The sequence below is a fragment of the Flavobacterium sp. N1994 genome (genome assembly GCF_025947145.1).
In the GTDB taxonomy this organism is placed as follows: Bacteria; Bacteroidota; Bacteroidia; order Flavobacteriales; family Flavobacteriaceae; genus Flavobacterium.
Genome location: NZ_CP109999.1, coordinates 527,989 through 547,100 on the forward strand (window position 1 = coordinate 527,989; position 19,112 = coordinate 547,100).

Sequence of the window (19,112 nt, forward strand, 5' to 3'; positions counted from 1 at the left end):
ATTTTATTTTAATTTATGAGTGGGACTTTAATTATAAATGTGCTTCCTTTTCCTTTTTCACTTTCAACAAAAATTTGACTGTTGTGATCGTCAATAATTCTCTTAACATAGGCCAATCCTAATCCGTGACCTTTTACATTGTGCAAATCGCCTGTGTGTTCGCGATAAAACTTTTCAAATATTCTTTTTTGTGCTACTTTACTCATTCCTGAGCCTTGATCTTTGATTTTGATAATGATAAACTCTTTTACATTTTCGGTTTCAATATCTATGATTGGTTCATTAGGTGAATATTTAATAGCATTGTCTAAAATATTAACAATTACATTCGTAAAATGAACATCGTTTAATAATACTGAAGTTCTAGAGGCATTAAAATGTTTCGTTATAACACCATTTCTATCTTCTACAATTAGGTTTACATGTTCAATGGCGTCTTCAATAATATCATGAATATTGTTCGATTCTTTAGTAATGTCTAACTCTTTTTTCTCTAATTTAGAAATACGCAATACATTTTCAACTTGAGCATGCATTCGTTTATTTTCATCTTTAATCATTTGCAAATAACGAAGCACCTTTTCTTTATCTTCAATCACTTTAGGGTTCTTTATAGCATCTAAAGCTAAATTGATGGTTGCAATCGGGGTTTTAAATTCATGCGTCATGTTATTAATAAAATCGGTTTTGATTTCAGAAATTTGACGTTGTTTTATTAATTGATTTAAAGCACTTGAGTAAGCAATAATTATGATTAATGTAAAAACAATTGATAAAACACAGATTCCAATTAATTCAGAAAATAAAAATTTCTTCTTTTGAGGAAACGTTAACAATAATTGGTATTTGTTATTACCCTCATTGTCTATAAATATGGGTATCGAATACGTTGACTGTTTGTCATATTTAAAACGTTCTGATTTTATTTTTGTAGCTAAGCCATTGCTGTAAACGTTAAATTCGAATGGTGTTTTTACTCCATATTCATTTAGTTCCTCAGATAATAATTTTTGCATTAATTCATTAGAAACTCTTTCTTGAATAGGTCTTGTGGCTGCAAAATCTTTAAAGAAAATTTCAAATTGAGCGTTATCTAATAAATCCAAACGTCCCGATTTTTCAATCTTTATATCTGGTGTAGCTTTTTGTTTTAGACCTGAATTATCAATATTGCCATTATAAATTTCTGTTTTTCTTTTTGAAGAGAAATTCTTGAGTTTTACACTGTCTAATTTTTTGTCAAAGAACGAGGAAGAAATTCCGTAATCTTCAGAAATTATACTATTTGAATAAATTATAGTCTCATTAGTTCTGGAGTCTCTTTGATAATAACCAAATTCTAAAAAATCACTTTTTTTAGGTGTTTTACCAGTACTATCTTTTAGATGATTATACATTTCATAATAGGAATACCTTTCATGATCTTGTAATTTATCTGCAACATTTCCTAGAACTTGCTTGACATGATATTTAAATTGTTCTTCATTATTCTCGAAAGATTTATCAAACCAATAAACTTGAACAAGTATTATACCGATTAGGGATAAACTCATCAAAATAACCAGTAAGCGAAAAAACAATTTATTCATTAAACAAATTTAGCATTTTAACATTTATGCAATAAATACATTAACCAAACATTAACATCTTGAGCTTAATTTATTGATTTTTCAATATTTTAAGAATTTGATCTATTTGTTTATAGGTTTCTTTAACAGAAATATTATCAATTACAAAATCACTTTTTGCAATTCGCTGTTCATCAGTCCATTGGTTTTGAATTCTTTTCAAGACACTGTCTTTAGATACTTTATCGCGCTCTACAACCCTTGAAATTCTAGTTTCTAACGGAGCAGTTACAGTAATAACAAAGTCGCAGTATTGATAACTACCACTTTCAAATAATATCGCAGCTTCTTTGAAAACTAATGGAAAATCTTTATGCTTTTTTAACCAAGAATCAAAATGCTCTTTAACCAATGGATGAATGATAGCATTTAGTTTTTGTAGTTTATCTGAATTATTAAAAACAATTTTAGAAAGTTTCTCTCTACTAACAGAAGCATTCTCAATAATGTCATTGCCAAATATTTCAGCAATTTTTTGAACTACTTTTTTGTCTTCCGTTATTTTTCTAGCTTCGTCATCAGCAATGTAAACTGGGTATCCTAATGATTGAATGTATTTTGCAACCATTGTTTTTCCACTTCCTATTCCACCCGTTAACCCAATAACTTTAGTCATGATTTTGCTTTAAAAAATAATTCAGGAAATGCTTCTTGTGGCTTTTGTTTTAATACTATTATTTTTAAATAAGATTTCAAAAACCCTCTTCCATATCCAAAGAATTGTGTATTCACTGCAATTAAAGATAGGAAACCAATTTTAAGGCTCTTATTTTGAATACAAGCTAAAAAGAAAAGCATTAGATAATATACTCCGTAAAAAAAAATAGGAAATTGAATTCCAAATAAAAACAAAAATGATGATATGCAAAAGCCTAAAATAAAAAAGGTAGGAAAAAAGAAGGTTAGCTTACTATATTCAGGATACCAGCTATTTAAAATTGGTCTAGCCTTCCCAAATTTAGTAACTTGAGTGGAAAATTTATCCCAATCTATTCTTCGTTTATGATATACAAAGGCGTCTTTAAATAGTCTAGTTTCATATCCTAATTTCCATAATCTTATGGTCAAGTCTGGATCTTCTCCTGGATGAATATTTCCAAATCCATGTGAAGTCTCAAATGCTTTTTTTGATATTCCCATATTAAAACTACGAGGTTGGAATTTGTTAATTTTCTCTGAACTCCCACGAATTCCTCCAGTAGTTAAAAAAGAAGTCATAGCGAAGTTAATTGCTTTTTGTATGTCCGAGAATGACTCTAAAGCAGCATCTGAACCTCCATAACAATCAACATAATTTCTATTCAATTCCGTTTCAACTTCAGACAAATATTGTTTTGGAATTATGCAATCAGAATCAAATATTATAAAATAATCTCCTTTTGCTAATTTCATTCCATAATTTCTAGAATCACCTGGACCTGAATTTTGTTTAAAGTAATATGAAATATTTAATTTACTTTTAAATTTATCAACTTCCTCTTTACAGATTATTGTCGATCCATCTTCAATAATAACAACTTCAAATTTTTTATAATAATCAGAAATGACAAGACTTTCTAATAATTCATTGATTTCATCTGGTCTATTATAAACGGGTATGATAATTGAAAAATACATCGCGAAAATTTTAACAAATATAAGTTTTATAAAAAACAAAAACCACCTAAAATTAGGTGGTTTTAATTATATAGATATTAAAAAAACAATTACTGTTTCATTACCTTAATTGTTTTCACTTGGTTATTAGATGTTACTTTAACTATGTAAGCTCCATTAGATAAGTTTGACATATCTATTTGAGCATCGTTAGCATTAATTGTATTTGATCTAACTTTTTGTCCTATTAAATTAAACACTTCTACATTTGAAATTTCTTGATTATAAGATAAATTCAAAACATTTTTTACAGGATTTGGATAAAATGTAAAATTAGCACTATCAAAAGAACTATTACTTAATAAAGAAGAATCATATGCTGAAATATTGAAAGTTCCATCAACACCTGCTCCTGAGTTGTATCTCCATACAGATACATATAATGTGCTACCAGGTGTTTGACCTGTTAAAGATAAAATAGACATAAAGTTATTAGCACCAGCAGGACCTCCGTCATCATCACAACCTACTGCATTTAACGATCCACAAGTTCCTGTAAAAGCAGTAACCACACTATCCGTATATCCTGAACCTGTAGTTTGTGTTTCAATTGTAATATTTCCAGAAGCTGGAACAACAACGCTATACCATACATTGTTTGTAAAACTAGTTTGACAAGAAGGTGTTAAACCATCTGTATCTGTTGCACCGGCACTAGTACCGATAATTGGGTAGGTGGTAAATGAACCTCCAGGAGTTAAAGCAATAGCACCAGAACATTCATCATTAGCCGGTGTTGGAGCTGGTGGTGGTGTAGTTCCAATACAAATATTAAATGTAGTATCTTGTCCTGATGTTGCAGTATAAGTGTTAACTCTTACATAGTAAGTTTGACCAACTACTAATCCAGTTGGATTGCTAACATCTGCATCTGAACATGAACCTGCAACTAATGTTAAAGCAGCACAATCTCCAGTCCATAGGGAATGAAACATATCTGTAACAGAACCAGCAACATTGGTTAAACTAATTCTGTGAGTAGTTTGAGTGGCTACAAAAGAGTACCACACATCATCATCTTCAGTGCCAAAACAAGCCGTTGCATCAGTAGCAGAAGCTGTAGCGCTAGCAACAGTTCCCGCAGTAACTGTACCACAAGCATAATCTGGATTTACTGTTAAAGCTATAGCTCCAGTACATTCGTCGTTTGCTGGTGGCGGTGGCGGTGTACCTACACAAATAGTAAAAGTGATATTATTTGTTGTACCATAAGTATATACTCTAACATAGTAAGTTTGACCAATTGTTAAACCTGTTGGTGTTGCTGTATTAGGATCACTACATAAAATAGAAGTTTGAGAGCCACAAGAACCAGAAAGCACTTGCATATAAGCATCAACGCTTGTTCCTGTCCCTCCAACTGCTACAATATTTGATAATACAATTTTATGACTTGTTGCTGTAGCAACAAAACTAAACCAAACATCGTCATCAGGATTTCCAAAACAAGGTGTAGCTGCCAATGATTGAGTTGCACCTTGAGTAGATCCTGAAGTAACTGATCCACATGCATAATTAGGATTTACTGTTAATGCAACTGCACCTGAACAATTATCATTTGCAGGAGGTGAAAATAAAGTTGTGAAATTAAAAGGGCCAACCCATGTACTAGTTCCAGCCGATCCTCCACAATTTGATTGCACATAATAAGAATAAGCAGTACTTGATGTTAATGCAGTAAGATTGTATGAATTTGAAACACCTGACAATAAAGTTCCTGTACCTTGGGTAAAACCATTTGCACCATATTCAACATTATACAAAGTAGCAGAGCCATTTTCTGTCCAAGAAAGAAGTGCTGAGTTATTTGTTACAACTGCAGCTAAACTTGTAGGACTAGGACATAATGGTGGAGTAGATGATGCTATTGTTGGTGATTGAAAGCAAAAACCATAATTCCAATCAGCTCCAGCTGGATCATCATCATAAGAAATTCTATATTTGAAACCTGATAATTGAGTTGGTGTAAATCCAGCAATATTAAGTACAGCTGAAGTATAAGTAGAAGGAGTTCCAGAACAATAGTTTGTATCGGTAGTATAATTTCCTAAGGCATCAAAATTAGTACCCCAATTAACCCAAGATGAAGTATCGGCATTCCAATATTGAAAAACTAATTCATCATTTGCTAAATATCTGTAAACATATTGAGTTGAAACTGTTAGCCATTTTTCTCCAGCATTAAAAGCTGGTGTCAAATTAATAACGGGTGATTCTGCCGCTATATTATCTTCATGACCTGAAGCAGTAGCATCATCATTAAATGCAAAATTTGCGGTCAAAGTTGGGTCAGATTGAATACCAGTTGCAAGATATGAACCGGTTAAAGTCCATGCTGAATTTGGCCAACCAGCATTTTGATTAAGAACTTGAGCCTTACCCCAAAAAGATGTTCCAATCAAAAAGAACAATAAAGTAATTTTTTTCATAATTTGTAATATAGTTAATAGTTAATTTGGTGCAAAAATAAACATAATAAAAAAAACCACCTATATGGTAGGTGGTTTTTAACATTGAAAATATTTTACTATTATTCTTTTATAACTTTAATAGTTTTAATTTGATCGTTAGATGTTATTTTAACCATGTATGCTCCTTTTGATAAATTTGACATATCTATTTGAGCAGTGCTTGCGTTAATCTTATTAGTACTTATTTTTTGACCTAATATATTAAACACTTCAACATTCGATATTTCTTGATTATAAGACAAATTCAAAACATTTTTAACTGGATTTGGATAATAAGCAAAGTTGCTATTATCAAAACCAGGAACTCCTAAAGTTCCACAAGTTACTGTTCCTGCTCCCGTTATATCTGTAGAGAAATTACCAAAATCAGTTGGAGAAAATGATGTTGTTACAAAATAATAAGTAATACCTGTTGTCAAATCGGTAGTGATAACAGATCCTGGTCCAGAATCATCATTACCTGCAACAAAGTTTGTTAATTGATTATTTGGATCAAAGGAATTTTGATAAACAAAAATCATTCCGTCAAAATCTTGAGTACTAGTAAAAGTATAAGACCCTGTTGTATCTACTGTAAATGGTCCATAAATATGATATGAAACGCCAATTCCAACACCTGATAGACCTGTTCCTCCTGCTAATGGTCTTGTCCATGTACTACCCCCTAATGAAGGATCAGGTAAGGCAGAAGCAAGGTCACAATTTGGTGTAACAGGTGGCGGTGGTGTAACTGTTAATACTCCATTTACTTTATCTGTACCATTCCAGAAACCATAATTAGTTCCTCCATAAACATAAGCACCTCCATTTAATTGGAATCTTGTTGCATAGTAATATGTTCCTGGAGCTAAAGTTGCACCAATAATAGCTTGATATTCATCATTATTTCCTCCGTCAGTTTCAACATTAAAAGTGGCAGGAACCCAATTTGTAAAAGTGTTTGGATTAGCATCAGTAGTACTATATCCAACCCAAGCATTAATGCCTGGTGCTTGTCCAGTAGTAGTATCTGTTAAACCACCTTCATAAACTCTTCCATAAACAGTAAAACTCCCACCCGCAGCAATTGTTTGCGTATATGGGTATTGCAAATTAGCATAGTCAGGTAAATCCGTCGGTGCAACAATAATATTAACTGTAAAATCTAAAGTAACACCATATGTATCAGAATAACATGGGTCAGGTGGTACTTGACCTGAGTCAGCTGCACCAATTCTCATTCTATGCTGACCAAGTGGAGCTGTAACTGGCATATTAAATGAAGCGTCTAATGTTGTTGGATCTGCATTTGTAGAAGCTATACCAGTTTGAACTAGTTCACCAGCGTCATCAAAATCAAAATCATTATTAAAATCTATCCAAATATTAGTATCATATGTATATCCCGTTGAAAAAGTAATGGCAACATTTGATGTAAGCCCTTGAGCTAAATTTACTGAAGTTGCTGAGTTATCAAAATAAGTAACATCACCATTAGGGAAATTTGTAGCTCCAATTGTAACATTAGTGATACCTAAACCATCATTACTTGTTGGTAAAGAATCACAGTAACATCCAGAGGCGAAAGTTGTATAACTATTTTCTGTGCACCCAGTAGCAGGTCCAACTGCATTAAACGGAACAACTTTCCAATAGTAGGTGGTTCCTGGAGTTTGTGTTGGAAAATTATAAGTTAATACATTTCCAATATTTACATTGTTAACTACATCAGTTCCTCCTGAAGTTGTTCCCACTGTTAAATTATATCCAGTTGCACCAGCTACAGCATCCCATGAAATTGTAGAAGCAAAATTTCCACAAGTTGCATTTGGAGTTGAAACTGGATTAGCTGCACAACTAGGAGCAACACTTGGTATAGCATCATTAACAAAATCATCAATATCTAATCTAAATTGATCAGTTGTTGATGAGTAAATACTGATGTAAACTGTTTGCCCAACATAAGTTGATAAATCATAAAAATATTGGTAAAAATTAGTTCCACTTGCTGGTGCGACACCTGCTTCTAGTGTTACTGTAAAATCAGCTGCCGCAGCAGTAGTAGTAGATAGTTTTACATCAAAAACTTCTGGATAAAGAGGATCTCTACTTCTAGCCCAAAAAGAAATCCTGTCAGTAGAACCTGCCGTAACAGTAATTGCTGGAGTTACTAAATGATCATCATGTGCGGTAGCAGAATAGCCAATAGATACATCACCAGTACCACCATGAGGTGTAAAAGTATTGGCTGCCCAAGTGTTAGTATCTCCTCCATTGATTACTGTCCAAGTTGCCGGAATTCCAGACTCAAAACCTTCTGAAAATTGACCAAATGAAGATGTAACTGATCCTATTAAAAATAGTAATAATAAAGTAATTTTTTTCATCATAATTTGTTGTTTATAAAGTTAATTTTTATAAATGTAAATAAAATAAAAAAAACTCACAAATTATTTGTGAGTTTTATATAATTGCATTTAAAAAACCTGTGATAAATTAATTATTAATACTAGGTATTAGTAATAATTCATTAGACTCAGCATTATAATCAACATTTGGAATTCCAAAACCGAATAGATTTAAAAAGTCTTGTTTGTAGCCTGCTAAATCTCCTATTTGAGTTAGATTTTCTGATGTTGCTGTTGCCCATAAATCTTTTATTTTTTCTTGTATATCGTCACGCATCTCCCAATCGTCAATTCTTATTCTGCCTTTTTCATCTGTTGGAATATCTTTTCCTGTGTAAAGTCTCTGTTCAAATAACCTTTGAATTTGTTCGATACATCCTTCGTGCACTCCTTCAGCTTTCATTATCTTGTAAAGCAAAGAAATATATAATGGTATTACAGGAATTGCTGAACTAGCTTGTGTGACCAAGGCTTTATTTACAGACACGTAGCCTTTACCATTTAATGATGTTAAGCTGTTAGTAATTTTAAAAGCGGTAGCTTCTAAATCATCTTTAGCGCGTCCGATTGTTCCTTTTCTGTATACTGCTTCAGTAACTTCTGGCCCAATATAAGAATAAGCTATTGTTGTAACTCCATCAGCTAAAACTCCAGCATTTTTTAAGGCTTCCATCCACATTGACCAATCTTCTCCTCCCATAACTACAACAGTATTATCAATATCTTCTTGAGTAGCAGGTTCAATACTAACTTGAGAAACAATTCCAGTATGAAAATCAACTGTTTTATTTGAAAAAGTTTGTCCAATTGGTTTTAAAACGGAACGATGTAAAACACCTGTAACAGGATGTAACCGTACAGGAGAGGCTAAACTATAGATAACCATATCCACTTGACCTAAATCAGCTTTAATCATGTCAATAGTTTGTTGTTTAACTTCATTTGAAAAAGCATCTCCATTGATACTTTTAGCATACAAATTTACTTTTTGTGCTTCTAATTCAAACGCAGCTGAATTATACCAACCTGGAGTCGCAGTTTTTCCTTCTGTTGGTGGTTTTTCAAAAAACACTCCAATTGTTGAGGCACCCGAACCAAAAGCACTTGTAATTCTTGATGCTAATCCGAAACCTGTTGAAGCTCCAATTACCAAGACTTTTTTTGCACCATCAATTTGCCCTTTGGATTTTACATAATCAATTTGATTTTTAACATTTTGAGCGCAACCATCGGGATGAGCAGTTAAACAAATAAACCCTCGCATTCTTGGTTCAATAATCATATAGTTACTATTTTTATATTAGTTTTAATGTGTTACAAAAGTAATAAATTCGAATTTCAATTCAACAATGCTTTAGCATGATTCATAGCAGAATCTGAAATCTCTTTTCCTGATAACATTTCAGCAATTTCTATTATTCTTTCATCATTATTTAGTAGTTTCAATTCCGATACCGTGTTTTCTCCTACTATTGTTTTGAATACTTTATAATGATTTGCCCCTTTAGCAGCAATTTGAGGTAGATGCGTTATAGCAAAAACCTGCATTGAATGGCTCATTACTTTCATTATTTCTCCCATTTTATTAGCAATTTCTCCTGAAACTCCTGTGTCAATTTCATCAAAAATAATGGTTGGCAACTTGGAGTAATTAGATAAAATAGATTTCACAGCGAGCATTATTCTTGACATTTCACCTCCTGAAGCCACTTTTTTTAACAATCCAAAATCCGTTCCTTTATTTGCAGAAAATAAAAATTGAAGAGTGTCTTTTCCGTTATTATGATAATATTCAGAAGGACTAATTGAAATTTCAAATCGAACATTAGGCATTCCTAATTGATTAAGAATCTCGATTAATTTTTGACTTAAATGGGGAACGGCTTCTCTCCTACTTTGGCTGATTTTAGAAGCTATAGTATCCAACTGGACTTCAAAATCCTTGATATTTATTTCAAGTTGTGCAATTTCATCTTCTAACGTAGTTACAGAAACCACTTTGTTTTCCAATTCATTTTGAATTTCTAATAATTCTTCAACGCTTAAAACCTGGTGTTTCTTTTGTAATGCATATATCTGTTGTAATTTTTGATTGATGAGTTCCATTTTTTCAGGATCGTTGAAAACCATATCAGATTCGCGATTCAATTCTTTAACAATATCATCAAATTCGATAACAATAGAGTTTGTTCTTTCAAAAAGAGATTGATATTCAGGTGAAAAATGACCATTTTTTTGCAGTGTCGTTTTGAATTCTTTCAAGTTTTTTAAAAGTCCAAACTGCTCCTCATTAGCTAATGCTAAAAGTGAAGATAGATTATCTTTAATAAATTCAACATTGTTTAAAGTTTCATAAGTCTTTTCCAAATCTTCTAACTCACCTGCTTTTAAATTAGCTGACTCTAGTTCTGTATATAAAAATTCATTGTAATCTTTCTCTTTTAAAATGGCAGAAAAGGAACTATTTTTAGCTTCTAAAATGGATTTTGTCTGGCGGTATTTTTTTAAAGCAGATTGAAATTCTAACAATAATTCTTTATTGTTGGCAATGGCATCAATAATTTTGAATTGAAATTCTTCCTCAGACAATTCCAAAGTTTGATGTTGTGAATGAATATCAATCAAATAATAACTTAAATCCTGTAATTTTTGAAGGTTTACTGGACTATCATTGATGAAGGCTCTAGATTTTCCAGAGGGTAATATTTCTCTACGGATGATGGTTTCATCTTCATAATCTAATTCATTAGATTCGAAAAACCATTTTAAATCATATTTCGCTATAGAAAAGTTGGCTTCAACAATACATTTGTCCGATGCGTTTTTAAGGGAAGATAAATCAGCTCGTTTTCCTAAAACTAATCCTAAGGCCCCTAAAAGTATTGATTTTCCTGCTCCTGTCTCACCTGTTATAATTGAAAACCCACCAGAAAAATTAATGTTTAATTTTTCTATTAACGCAAAATTTTCAATAGATAACGATGTAATCATAATCAGGTAATGAAGTAAAATTTAAGTAGTAAATGTACTAATTATAACTTAATTGCTGACCATTTACTTGTGTTGAGAGGGGATAATTTATTCAAAGTATCAATTGTTTCAGACAATGAAACTTTTGGACCTCCAGATAAAATAGAAACAATTTCATCTACTTTAGCATCAAAAAATACTCTGGTTAAAAAAGCATTAGGACGTATAGCATATAACTTTGAGAGTGTAGCAATTGAACTAATCACTTTATCTTTTGAAGCTTTTAAATCGGAGGTCATAGTATCTAAACCTTCTCTATGATATTGATATAATGCTTCTCTGTAGGCATCATAAGTTCCCGATAAAACATCATTTACTAAATAATATCTATTCTGGTTTCCATCACCCTGACTCCATCCTTTATAACCTCCTTGTTGAGCAACGGTCATTATTTGTTGTGCCACTTCAAACGATTTGTTACCACTTTTTAAAGAATAAGTATCGGCATCAAAACCAAGAATCATATAGCTATAATAGGCTAAAACGGATACTAAATTAGAATCAAAATTAGAGGGATTAAATTGTAAATTCTCATATTCAATATAACGAAAACTAAAATCTTTATCGTTATAGTTAAATACTGGAGTAGCATATGTAGAATTAAATACAGGTCTTGTAGATTGTACCTGAAGAGTCGCTGTAAATTGATTGGAATCGTAACTATTAATTATAACTACCATGGAGCAATTTATCTTTTCATTTGCTTTATACTCCTCTCCTGTCCAATCTGTTTTATTTACAAAATCACTTATGGAATTTTTTAAATTTTTAAAAATCTGATTATTAGCTGTTGTAATTTGATCTGAATTGATTTGAACCGTACAATTTAATTGTTGGGCTTCCACTACTCCTATAAATAACAAAAAAAGAATACTAACTATTTTTTTCATAATTTGAAATTACTTTATTCATGATATCATTTGCAACCAATTCTTTCGATTTTAAATCCATTGGCTCAATATTAAAATCCTTGTCGATAAAAGTTATTTTATTGGTTGATTTTCCAAAACCAGCCCCTTCATCTTGAAGCGAATTTAAAACAATCAAATCTAAGTTTTTTTTCTGAATTTTCGACTTAGCGTTATCAATTTCATTTTCAGTTTCTAATGCAAAGCCAATCAAAAATTGTTTTGTTTTAATTTTCCCCAATGAAGCTAATATATCCTGTGTCTTTTCAAGTTCAATAGATAAATCGGCATCTGCTTTTTTTATCTTTTGCTCTGCTACAAATTTGGGTCTATAATCTGCAACAGCTGCTGCACAAATAACGACATCCATATCTGTAAAATAGATGTGACAAGCATCATACATTTCTTTAGCCGATGTCACTCGAATTAAATTAATAACGGGATTTTTCGGATTTAAGTGTGTAGGTCCTGAAATTAAAAATACGTAAGCACCTAAATCTGCTGCTCTTTCGGCAATATCGAAACCCATCTTACCCGAAGAATGATTGCCAATAAAACGAACGGGATCAATAGCTTCATAAGTTGGACCAGCCGTAATCAGAATCTTTTTCCCTTTTAATGGCAATTTGCTTTCCAAATCTTTTTCGAGAAAATCGATGATGTTTTCAGGTTCTGCCATTCTTCCTTCCCCGGATAATCCGCTGGCAAGTTCACCCGTTTCGGCTGGAATAATACTATTTCCGAATTGCTTTAAGGTATGAAAACTGGCTATAGTTGAAGGATGTTTATACATATCCAAATCCATTGCTGGAGCAAAATAAACTGGACATTTTGCTGATAAATAGGTTGCAATTAAAAGGTTATCGCAATTGCCATTTACCATTTTAGATAATGTATTGGCTGTTGCTGGAGCAATTAGCATCAAATCGGCCCAAAGTCCTAATTCAACGTGATTGTTCCATTGAGCATTCTCATCTTCTTCGTTATAAAAAGTAGAATGAACTGGGTTTTTTGAAAGGGTTGATAATGTTAACGGTGTAACAAAATCCTTAGAAGCAGGTGTCATGATCACTTGGACATGTGCACCTGCTTTTATAAATAACCTAACTAATGTTGCTGTTTTGTATGCGGCAATTCCTCCGGAAACACCAAGTAGTACTTTTTTACCGCTTAAAACAGACATCTTAATTAGTCTTTTGTAGTGTCTCTGTAGTAAATTTTATCATCAAGCCATTCTTGAACAGCCAATGCATGTGGTTTTGGCAATTTTTCGTAGTATTTAGAAACTTCGATTTGCTCTTTGTTTTCAAAGATTTCTTCAAGACTATCATTGTAAGTAGCAAACTCTTCTAATTTTTCGGTTAATTCTTTTTTGATTTCAGAATTAATTTGATTTGCTCTTTTAGCCATTATTGTTATTGCTTCGTAAACATTACCAGTACGCTCTTCAATAACAGTTTTGTTGTATGTAATTGTATTTACTGGTGCATTCGTCTTTTTTAAATCCATGACTTTTTATTTAGAAAATTGTTTTAAATCGTTATCAATCTTGGCTAACATTTCGTCAGCTTTTGCTTTATATTCAGTATCAGCTTTAAATTTCATTAAATTTTGATAAGCTACTTTAGCGCTTTCAAGTCTTTCTTTCATTTTTGAAGGAATACTATTAATAGCTAATAAATAGGCAGAGTCCAATTTGTAATACAATGCTTTTTCTTTAAATGGCGTACCAGGGTAATTAATAATAAAATTATCAAAAGCTACCATAGCGGCTTTATAGTCGGAAATAGTATTGTAAATTTTAGCATTTTCAAATGCTTTTTTCTCTAGTTTTTCTCTCAATCCTTTTACTAGAGTATTAGCTTCTGTTAGATTATTTCCATTGGGATAACTATCAATATAATTCTGAAGTTTATCAATAGCTTTGTTGGTTTCTGTTTGATCTAAACTATAAACTGGAGACAAAAAAGTAAATGATTTAGCTCCTAAAAACGAAGTTTCTTCTATTTTTTCACTTTTTGGATAACTGGCAACAAAGCTCTCGAACTGATACCCAGCTAAATAATATTGTTTCGTTTTATATAAGGATTGTGCATACATATAAAACATTTTCTCAGCAGAAGGTTTTCCTTTATATGCTGGAGCAATTTGTTCAAAAAGACGAATAGCTTTACCATATTTTTTCGTTTCGTACATTTTGGTGGCCGAAGCAAATTTAACAGCAACATCTTCTGATTTTAATGCTTTTTGATAATCACTACAAGAAGTTAAAAATACAATTACAGCAAATAGGGCTAGAATTTTTTTCATTTTTTTATTTAATTCAGCTGATTTTAAACGGATTTGGTGTTTAAAAAATCAACTGCAAATTTAGTTATTAATTATTGATTACAAAATATTTTTTTGTCCTTCAAATAATCTACATTTTTGAAATTTTAGTACTGAAATTATGAATGCGATTTGCTAAATCTTCATTCACATTTACTAATGGTAGTCGAACTGTATTCTCTGACAACCCCAATGATGTAAAGACTTCTTTAATTCCTGCTGGGTTTCCTTGTTCAAATATTAGGTCAATACAATCTGCCAAAAGATAATGCAATTTATAAGCATCATCCACTTTTTTGTTTAATCCAAGATGAACCATTTCTGAAAATTGTTTTGGAAAACCTTCTGCAATGACCGAAATAACGCCAGACCCGCCTGCTAAAATCATTGGTAAAGTTATCATATCATCACCTGAAATTACTAAAAAGCCTTTGGGCTTGTCTTGTATCAATTTCATAGCTTGAACAATATCACCTGCAGCTTCTTTAACAGCAACAATATTTTTAAAATCATTGGCTAATCTTATAATAGTTGATGGCAACATATTACTTGAGGTCCTACCAGGAACATTATATAAAATTACTGGAAGTGGTGAAGCTTCTGCGATGGCTTTAAAGTGTTGGTAAATACCTTCTTGTGTTGGTTTATTGTAATAAGGTGAAACAGAAAGGATGGCAACAAAATCTGAAAAATTTCTTGATTTTAATTCTTCAACAACTTCATGAGTGTTATTACTCCCTACTCCAAGAACTAATGGCAATCTTCCTTTATTAGCATCAACAATAGTTTCTATGACTAATTCTTTTTCAGATTTTGAAAGGGTTGCAGTTTCTGCAGTAGTTCCAAGAACGACTAAATAATCAATTCCATTATCAATCTGAAAATTCACTATAGCTTTTAAAGCCTCAACATCTACAGAAAAATCTTTTTTGAATGGTGTAACAAGCGCAACTCCAGTTCCTATTAATGATTGCATGTTATATTTTGTTTAGAATTTTTAAATATTTGAATAACTCATCCGTGAATACTTTATAGTTTTCCGCATTGGTATTAATCATAAAATGATTCAATCGCTTGTCAACAGCTGAAAAACCAACTTTAAAGCTTGCTTTGGACAAGTGCGAAACTAATAGTAAAGCTACCTTTTCGGTATCGTAATAATTGATTAATAAATCGAAAGGTTGTTTAACAAATTCTTTCACTTCTTTCTTATCAACAGTTCCTCTCCAACTCAAATCTTTGTTACTAAAGACAGGATAGTCAAAAGTTTCATTCTTTTTAATTTTGTCTTTATAAACTAGAATTTTAATTTCATTTTCGACTATTCCGTTTTGAATCAACTCCTGAACTAAGGCTTCTTTCTCATAAAAATAGCTTTCGTCAAATATAATCCCAACGGTAGTGATTACTTTATCGGAAGCTAAATGTTTAACATTGGATAAACTATTTTTAACTATTTTTTTTGTTGAAAAATCCTTGAAGTAATTTAAAAACATACTACTTTTACTTGAATTACAAATTTACTAAAATTAGTGCCAAAAGCGATGGTAAAACTAAAAAACTATAACGGTGTAGTAAAACATTTTGTTTTATTATTAACATTTGCGGCTGTTATTTCTTGTGCCGAAAAAAAAATCACCTTAAACAAAATTGAAGGCAAAGAAATTGGAATTACCGATAAAAATGGTGAAGTTGCTGAGCTTGAAAACTTTATAAAACCCTATCGAGCCAAAATCGACACCGACCTGAATACTGTTTTATCCTACGCCCCCGAGACGATAGATAAATCTGGAGAGTGGCAAACCCCAATGGGAAACTTTTTAGCGGACATTACATTCGAAAAGTCTAACAAAGTATTTCAATTAAGAGAAAAAAAATCGATTGACATTTGCTTAATGAATCATGGTGGAATACGAACCATAATTCCTAAAGGAAATGTTTCTGCTCGTAATGCATTTGAAATAATGCCTTTTGAAAATACCGCTGTAGTAGTTGCACTCAAGGAAGAACAGATTTTAGAAATAGTTAATTATATCATTGCCGAAAAAAAGCCACATCCATTGAAAGGAATGACTTTTACTATTGACAAAAACAATCAACCCAAGAATATATTGGTAGGTGGAAATCCATTAGATACTAACAAAATATATTATGTTGCCACATCGGATTATTTGTCCTACGGAAATGATAATATGTTATTCTTCAAAAAGGGAATTGAAAAATATAGTTTAGACTATAAGCTTAGAAATATTATCATCGATTATTTTAAAGAAAACAAAACTATCATAGCCAACAAGGATATTAGAATTACCAAAGAATAGCATCATGAAAAGAAGAGATTTTATACAAAGAACAGCTGCAAGTTCCCTTTTATTTGGACTTGGAGGTTTATCGTTGAGTAGTTTTAAAGTTAATGAATCTAATAGATTGACAATACTTCATACTAATGATGTTCACAGTTATATTGACCCGTTTCCACCAAATCATCCAAAGAATCCTAATATGGGGGGAGTTGCTAGAAGAGCAGCTTTAATTGAATCTATTCGAAAGGAAAATCCAAATGTATTGTTACTTGATGCAGGTGATATTTTTCAAGGAACTCCTTATTTTAATTATTATGGTGGTGAATTGGAATTCAAATTGATGAGCATGATGAAATATGATTTGGCAACAATTGGCAATCATGATTTTGACAACAGTATTGATGGATTATATGCTCAATTACCTAATGCTAATTTTGAGTTTGTTTCGGCTAATTATGATTTTAAAAACACCATTATGGATGGCCATGTAAAACCTTATAAAATATTCCATAAAAACGGAATCAAAGTAGGCGTTTTTGGACTTGGTGTAGGTTTAGAAGGTCTTGTTGACAAAAAGAATTATAAAGAAACGGTCTACAATGATCCTGTTGGTATATCGCAAGACATGGCTCGGATTTTGAAACATGATAAGAAATGTGATTTGGTAATTTGTTTGTCTCACATTGGATACAAATACAAAGATGAACCAGACAAAATTTGCGATGTTAAATTAGCTACTTTAACTAAAGATATTGACTTAATTATTGGAGGACATACTCATACCTTCCTTGACAAACCCACCATCTTGACAAATGCTGATGGCAAAGAAGTTTTGGTAAACCAAGTGGGATGCTATGGTGTAAACCTAGGTAGAATTGATTTTTATTTTGATAATGATAAGACTAAACTAGCCTCAGGAAAGTCCATTATTGTGGTTTGATTTTTCTGCTGTTACGACATATTTGTAAAAGGAGTAAAAGGCCAACGCATTAAGTGTCATTGCTGTTGGTCTAAAAAAGTCTTCAAATTCATTAGTTAAAAAATATTTTTCTACAAAAATCACAAACTGCAACATTACAAAAAGTAAGGCGCTGATTAACAAAATAGAATTCTGTTTGTTATCATTCATAACATAACTCGAAAGTGCTATTCCTGTAAGCACTGATATTAGGATATTTTGAACTATGATGATGTAAAAACTATTTTGTGGAATTTCTGGTGTTTCTGAAAACAAGTAAAAGAAGATCAGTAAGAACGGAGAAGTTGCAATTATTACTGGAATATAATCTATAACTTTTTGTAATGAAAAGATAAGGTAGATAGTAATTATACGATGCAAGGTAAAGACTATTATACCATAAAACAAGAACATCGGAGTATCTGGAATAAAAAGTATATTCGTTAATGAAGACAGTAGCAATGCTATTATAAATAAAATGTTTTTTCTATCTGAATCTAGGCAATAAATCACAATTAAAAACAAAGGCAATAATGGTTTAAGTGAACATATAATAGGTTTGTTAACCAAATACTCAGCTAAAACTTCAAAAATTGCTATCACAAAATAGCATATTGTTAAGGTGTTTGTTATGTTTGTTTTCTTCAGCATTGATACTAAATTCAAGAGTTAACAATTTTCTGTTAAACTATTGGCAATTTCATATTTATATTTTTTCTTTTCGGTGTGTAGCATATATTTTGTCAATAAAAATTGACCAAAAACAAATAACAACATGGCAACAGCTTGAAACAAATTAGCTTCGCCATAATAGAATTTCATAAGAAATATAAATTGATTAAAAGTCATTAAGATGGTACTTAAAAACAATAAAGTATTTGATTTATTTGATACCATAATGTAGTTTCCTAGGCTAAATCCACCTAAAAATATAGTAAATACACCTTGTATTAAAAATAAATAAACATTTTCCCCTAAAGTATTATAAGTAAAAAAAGTCACTGACAGATAGATAAATATAAAAGGTAATGAACCAATAATTAAAGGAATTGAATTAGGCATATTAACTTTATTAACAATAATATAGATGATTAAAACCCTATATATTAAAAAGAAAAAAACACCTAAAACTATTAATTGAAATGTGTTTTGAATAAAAATTATATTAGCAATCCAATTAAATAATAATGCAACGATAAATGGAATGTTGATTCTTTTTGAACGCTTCAGATAATAGAGTGTTAGCAGTGGTAATATAAGGGGCTTTGTTAACCAAATCAACACCTTATTAGCATCATATTCTGCTATGATTTCAATAATGGAAATAATAAAAAAAGTAGACAATAATAAAATTGTCAAAGTGTCTTTTTTCCATATATCTAAATACATACTTTTCATTCTCTTTATTTTGCTTTAATTGTGTATATAAAAATAAGTTAAAAA

The 19,112-nt window shown here is 31.3% G+C and carries 17 protein-coding genes; 2 read left to right on the plus strand and 15 right to left on the minus strand.

Annotation, left to right across the window (positions count from 1 at the left end; translation table 11 throughout):
• Positions 1-8: 8 nt before the first annotated feature.
• From OLM53_RS02485 to OLM53_RS02545, 13 genes are all read right to left on the minus strand, one after another.
• Positions 9-1,589 carry a sensor histidine kinase gene (locus OLM53_RS02485; RefSeq protein ID WP_264521482.1) on the minus strand — a complete coding sequence of 527 codons (1,581 nt, stop codon included), beginning with the start codon at positions 1,587-1,589 and terminating at the stop codon, positions 9-11.
• A gap of 70 nt (positions 1,590-1,659) precedes the next feature.
• On the minus strand, positions 1,660-2,244 hold the full coding sequence (gene coaE / locus OLM53_RS02490) for a dephospho-CoA kinase (RefSeq protein WP_264521483.1): 585 nt from the start codon (positions 2,242-2,244) through the stop codon (positions 1,660-1,662).
• Positions 2,241-3,245, minus strand: coding sequence for a glycosyltransferase (locus OLM53_RS02495; RefSeq protein WP_264521484.1), 1,005 nt, complete (start codon positions 3,243-3,245; stop codon positions 2,241-2,243). Before OLM53_RS02495 ends, coaE begins: the two co-directional genes overlap by 4 nt.
• A gap of 89 nt (positions 3,246-3,334) precedes the next feature.
• Complete coding sequence (locus tag OLM53_RS02500) at positions 3,335-5,713, minus strand: T9SS type A sorting domain-containing protein (RefSeq protein ID WP_264521485.1); 2,379 nt, start codon at positions 5,711-5,713, stop codon at positions 3,335-3,337.
• Between the two features lie 101 nt (positions 5,714-5,814).
• Complete coding sequence (locus OLM53_RS02505) at positions 5,815-8,124, minus strand: T9SS-dependent choice-of-anchor J family protein (protein ID WP_264521486.1); 2,310 nt, start codon at positions 8,122-8,124, stop codon at positions 5,815-5,817.
• A gap of 106 nt (positions 8,125-8,230) precedes the next feature.
• Positions 8,231-9,424, minus strand: coding sequence for an enoyl-ACP reductase FabV (fabV, locus tag OLM53_RS02510; RefSeq protein ID WP_264521487.1), 1,194 nt, complete (start codon positions 9,422-9,424; stop codon positions 8,231-8,233).
• Positions 9,425-9,480: 56 nt separating this feature from the next.
• Complete coding sequence (gene recN, locus OLM53_RS02515; protein WP_264521488.1) at positions 9,481-11,133, minus strand: DNA repair protein RecN; 1,653 nt, start codon at positions 11,131-11,133, stop codon at positions 9,481-9,483.
• Between the two features lie 41 nt (positions 11,134-11,174).
• Positions 11,175-12,062, minus strand: a complete 888-nt coding sequence (locus tag OLM53_RS02520; RefSeq protein ID WP_264521489.1) for a DUF4835 family protein — start codon at positions 12,060-12,062, stop codon at positions 11,175-11,177.
• On the minus strand, positions 12,046-13,263 hold the full coding sequence (gene coaBC, locus OLM53_RS02525; protein WP_264521490.1) for a bifunctional phosphopantothenoylcysteine decarboxylase/phosphopantothenate--cysteine ligase CoaBC: 1,218 nt from the start codon (positions 13,261-13,263) through the stop codon (positions 12,046-12,048). Before coaBC ends, OLM53_RS02520 begins: the two co-directional genes overlap by 17 nt.
• A 5-nt stretch (positions 13,264-13,268) precedes the next feature.
• Entirely contained in the window at positions 13,269-13,589 is a 321-nt protein-coding gene (locus tag OLM53_RS02530; RefSeq protein WP_121313610.1) for a DNA-directed RNA polymerase subunit omega, read from the minus strand.
• Positions 13,590-13,595: 6 nt separating this feature from the next.
• A complete protein-coding gene (locus OLM53_RS02535; RefSeq protein ID WP_264521491.1) occupies positions 13,596-14,390 on the minus strand; it encodes an outer membrane protein assembly factor BamD in 795 nt (264 codons plus the stop codon).
• A gap of 109 nt (positions 14,391-14,499) precedes the next feature.
• Positions 14,500-15,384: a 4-hydroxy-tetrahydrodipicolinate synthase gene (gene dapA / locus OLM53_RS02540; protein WP_264521492.1), complete on the minus strand. Its 885-nt coding sequence runs from the start codon at positions 15,382-15,384 to the stop codon at positions 14,500-14,502.
• Between the two features lies 1 nt (position 15,385).
• Positions 15,386-15,904 (minus strand): DUF6913 domain-containing protein, encoded by a 519-nt coding sequence (locus OLM53_RS02545; protein ID WP_264521493.1) that lies wholly within the window; start codon positions 15,902-15,904, stop codon positions 15,386-15,388.
• A 48-nt stretch (positions 15,905-15,952) separates the two neighbouring features.
• Here OLM53_RS02545 and OLM53_RS02550 point away from each other — a divergent pair, with 48 nt between their 5' ends.
• Positions 15,953-16,729 carry a 5'-nucleotidase C-terminal domain-containing protein gene (locus OLM53_RS02550; RefSeq protein ID WP_264521494.1) on the plus strand — a complete coding sequence of 259 codons (777 nt, stop codon included), beginning with the start codon at positions 15,953-15,955 and terminating at the stop codon, positions 16,727-16,729.
• Between the two features lie 4 nt (positions 16,730-16,733).
• Positions 16,734-17,651: a bifunctional metallophosphatase/5'-nucleotidase gene (locus OLM53_RS02555; protein WP_264521495.1), complete on the plus strand. Its 918-nt coding sequence runs from the start codon at positions 16,734-16,736 to the stop codon at positions 17,649-17,651.
• Here OLM53_RS02555 and OLM53_RS02560 read toward each other — a convergent pair.
• Positions 17,625-18,272, minus strand: a complete 648-nt coding sequence (locus tag OLM53_RS02560; RefSeq protein ID WP_264521496.1) for a lysoplasmalogenase family protein — start codon at positions 18,270-18,272, stop codon at positions 17,625-17,627. The two genes, OLM53_RS02555 and OLM53_RS02560, sit on opposite strands and share 27 nt — an antisense overlap.
• Before the next feature lie 66 nt (positions 18,273-18,338).
• A complete protein-coding gene (locus OLM53_RS02565) occupies positions 18,339-19,067 on the minus strand; it encodes a lysoplasmalogenase (RefSeq protein ID WP_264521497.1) in 729 nt (242 codons plus the stop codon).
• Positions 19,068-19,112: the final 45 nt, after the last annotated feature.

Bases quoted from the DNA above. Each gene is read 5' to 3' on its own strand.
- OLM53_RS02535 (WP_264521491.1), bottom strand. From the start codon at position 14,390: ATGAAAAAAATTCTAGCCCTATTTGCTGTAATTGTATTTTTAACTTCT.
- fabV (WP_264521487.1), bottom strand. From the start codon at position 9,424: ATGATTATTGAACCAAGAATGCGAGGGTTTATTTGTTTAACTGCTCAT.
- OLM53_RS02565 (WP_264521497.1), bottom strand. From the start codon at position 19,067: ATGAAAAGTATGTATTTAGATATATGGAAAAAAGACACTTTGACAATT.
- OLM53_RS02505 (WP_264521486.1), bottom strand. From the start codon at position 8,124: ATGATGAAAAAAATTACTTTATTATTACTATTTTTAATAGGATCAGTT.
- OLM53_RS02520 (WP_264521489.1), bottom strand. From the start codon at position 12,062: ATGAAAAAAATAGTTAGTATTCTTTTTTTGTTATTTATAGGAGTAGTG.
- OLM53_RS02485 (WP_264521482.1), bottom strand. From the start codon at position 1,589: ATGAATAAATTGTTTTTTCGCTTACTGGTTATTTTGATGAGTTTATCC.
- coaE (WP_264521483.1), bottom strand. From the start codon at position 2,244: ATGACTAAAGTTATTGGGTTAACGGGTGGAATAGGAAGTGGAAAAACA.
- recN (WP_264521488.1), bottom strand. From the start codon at position 11,133: ATGATTACATCGTTATCTATTGAAAATTTTGCGTTAATAGAAAAATTA.
- coaBC (WP_264521490.1), bottom strand. From the start codon at position 13,263: ATGTCTGTTTTAAGCGGTAAAAAAGTACTACTTGGTGTTTCCGGAGGA.
- OLM53_RS02530 (WP_121313610.1), bottom strand. From the start codon at position 13,589: ATGGATTTAAAAAAGACGAATGCACCAGTAAATACAATTACATACAAC.
- OLM53_RS02550 (WP_264521494.1), top strand. From the start codon at position 15,953: ATGGTAAAACTAAAAAACTATAACGGTGTAGTAAAACATTTTGTTTTA.
- OLM53_RS02545 (WP_264521493.1), bottom strand. From the start codon at position 15,904: ATGTTTTTAAATTACTTCAAGGATTTTTCAACAAAAAAAATAGTTAAA.
- OLM53_RS02555 (WP_264521495.1), top strand. From the start codon at position 16,734: ATGAAAAGAAGAGATTTTATACAAAGAACAGCTGCAAGTTCCCTTTTA.
- dapA (WP_264521492.1), bottom strand. From the start codon at position 15,384: ATGCAATCATTAATAGGAACTGGAGTTGCGCTTGTTACACCATTCAAA.
- OLM53_RS02500 (WP_264521485.1), bottom strand. From the start codon at position 5,713: ATGAAAAAAATTACTTTATTGTTCTTTTTGATTGGAACATCTTTTTGG.
- OLM53_RS02495 (WP_264521484.1), bottom strand. From the start codon at position 3,245: ATGTATTTTTCAATTATCATACCCGTTTATAATAGACCAGATGAAATC.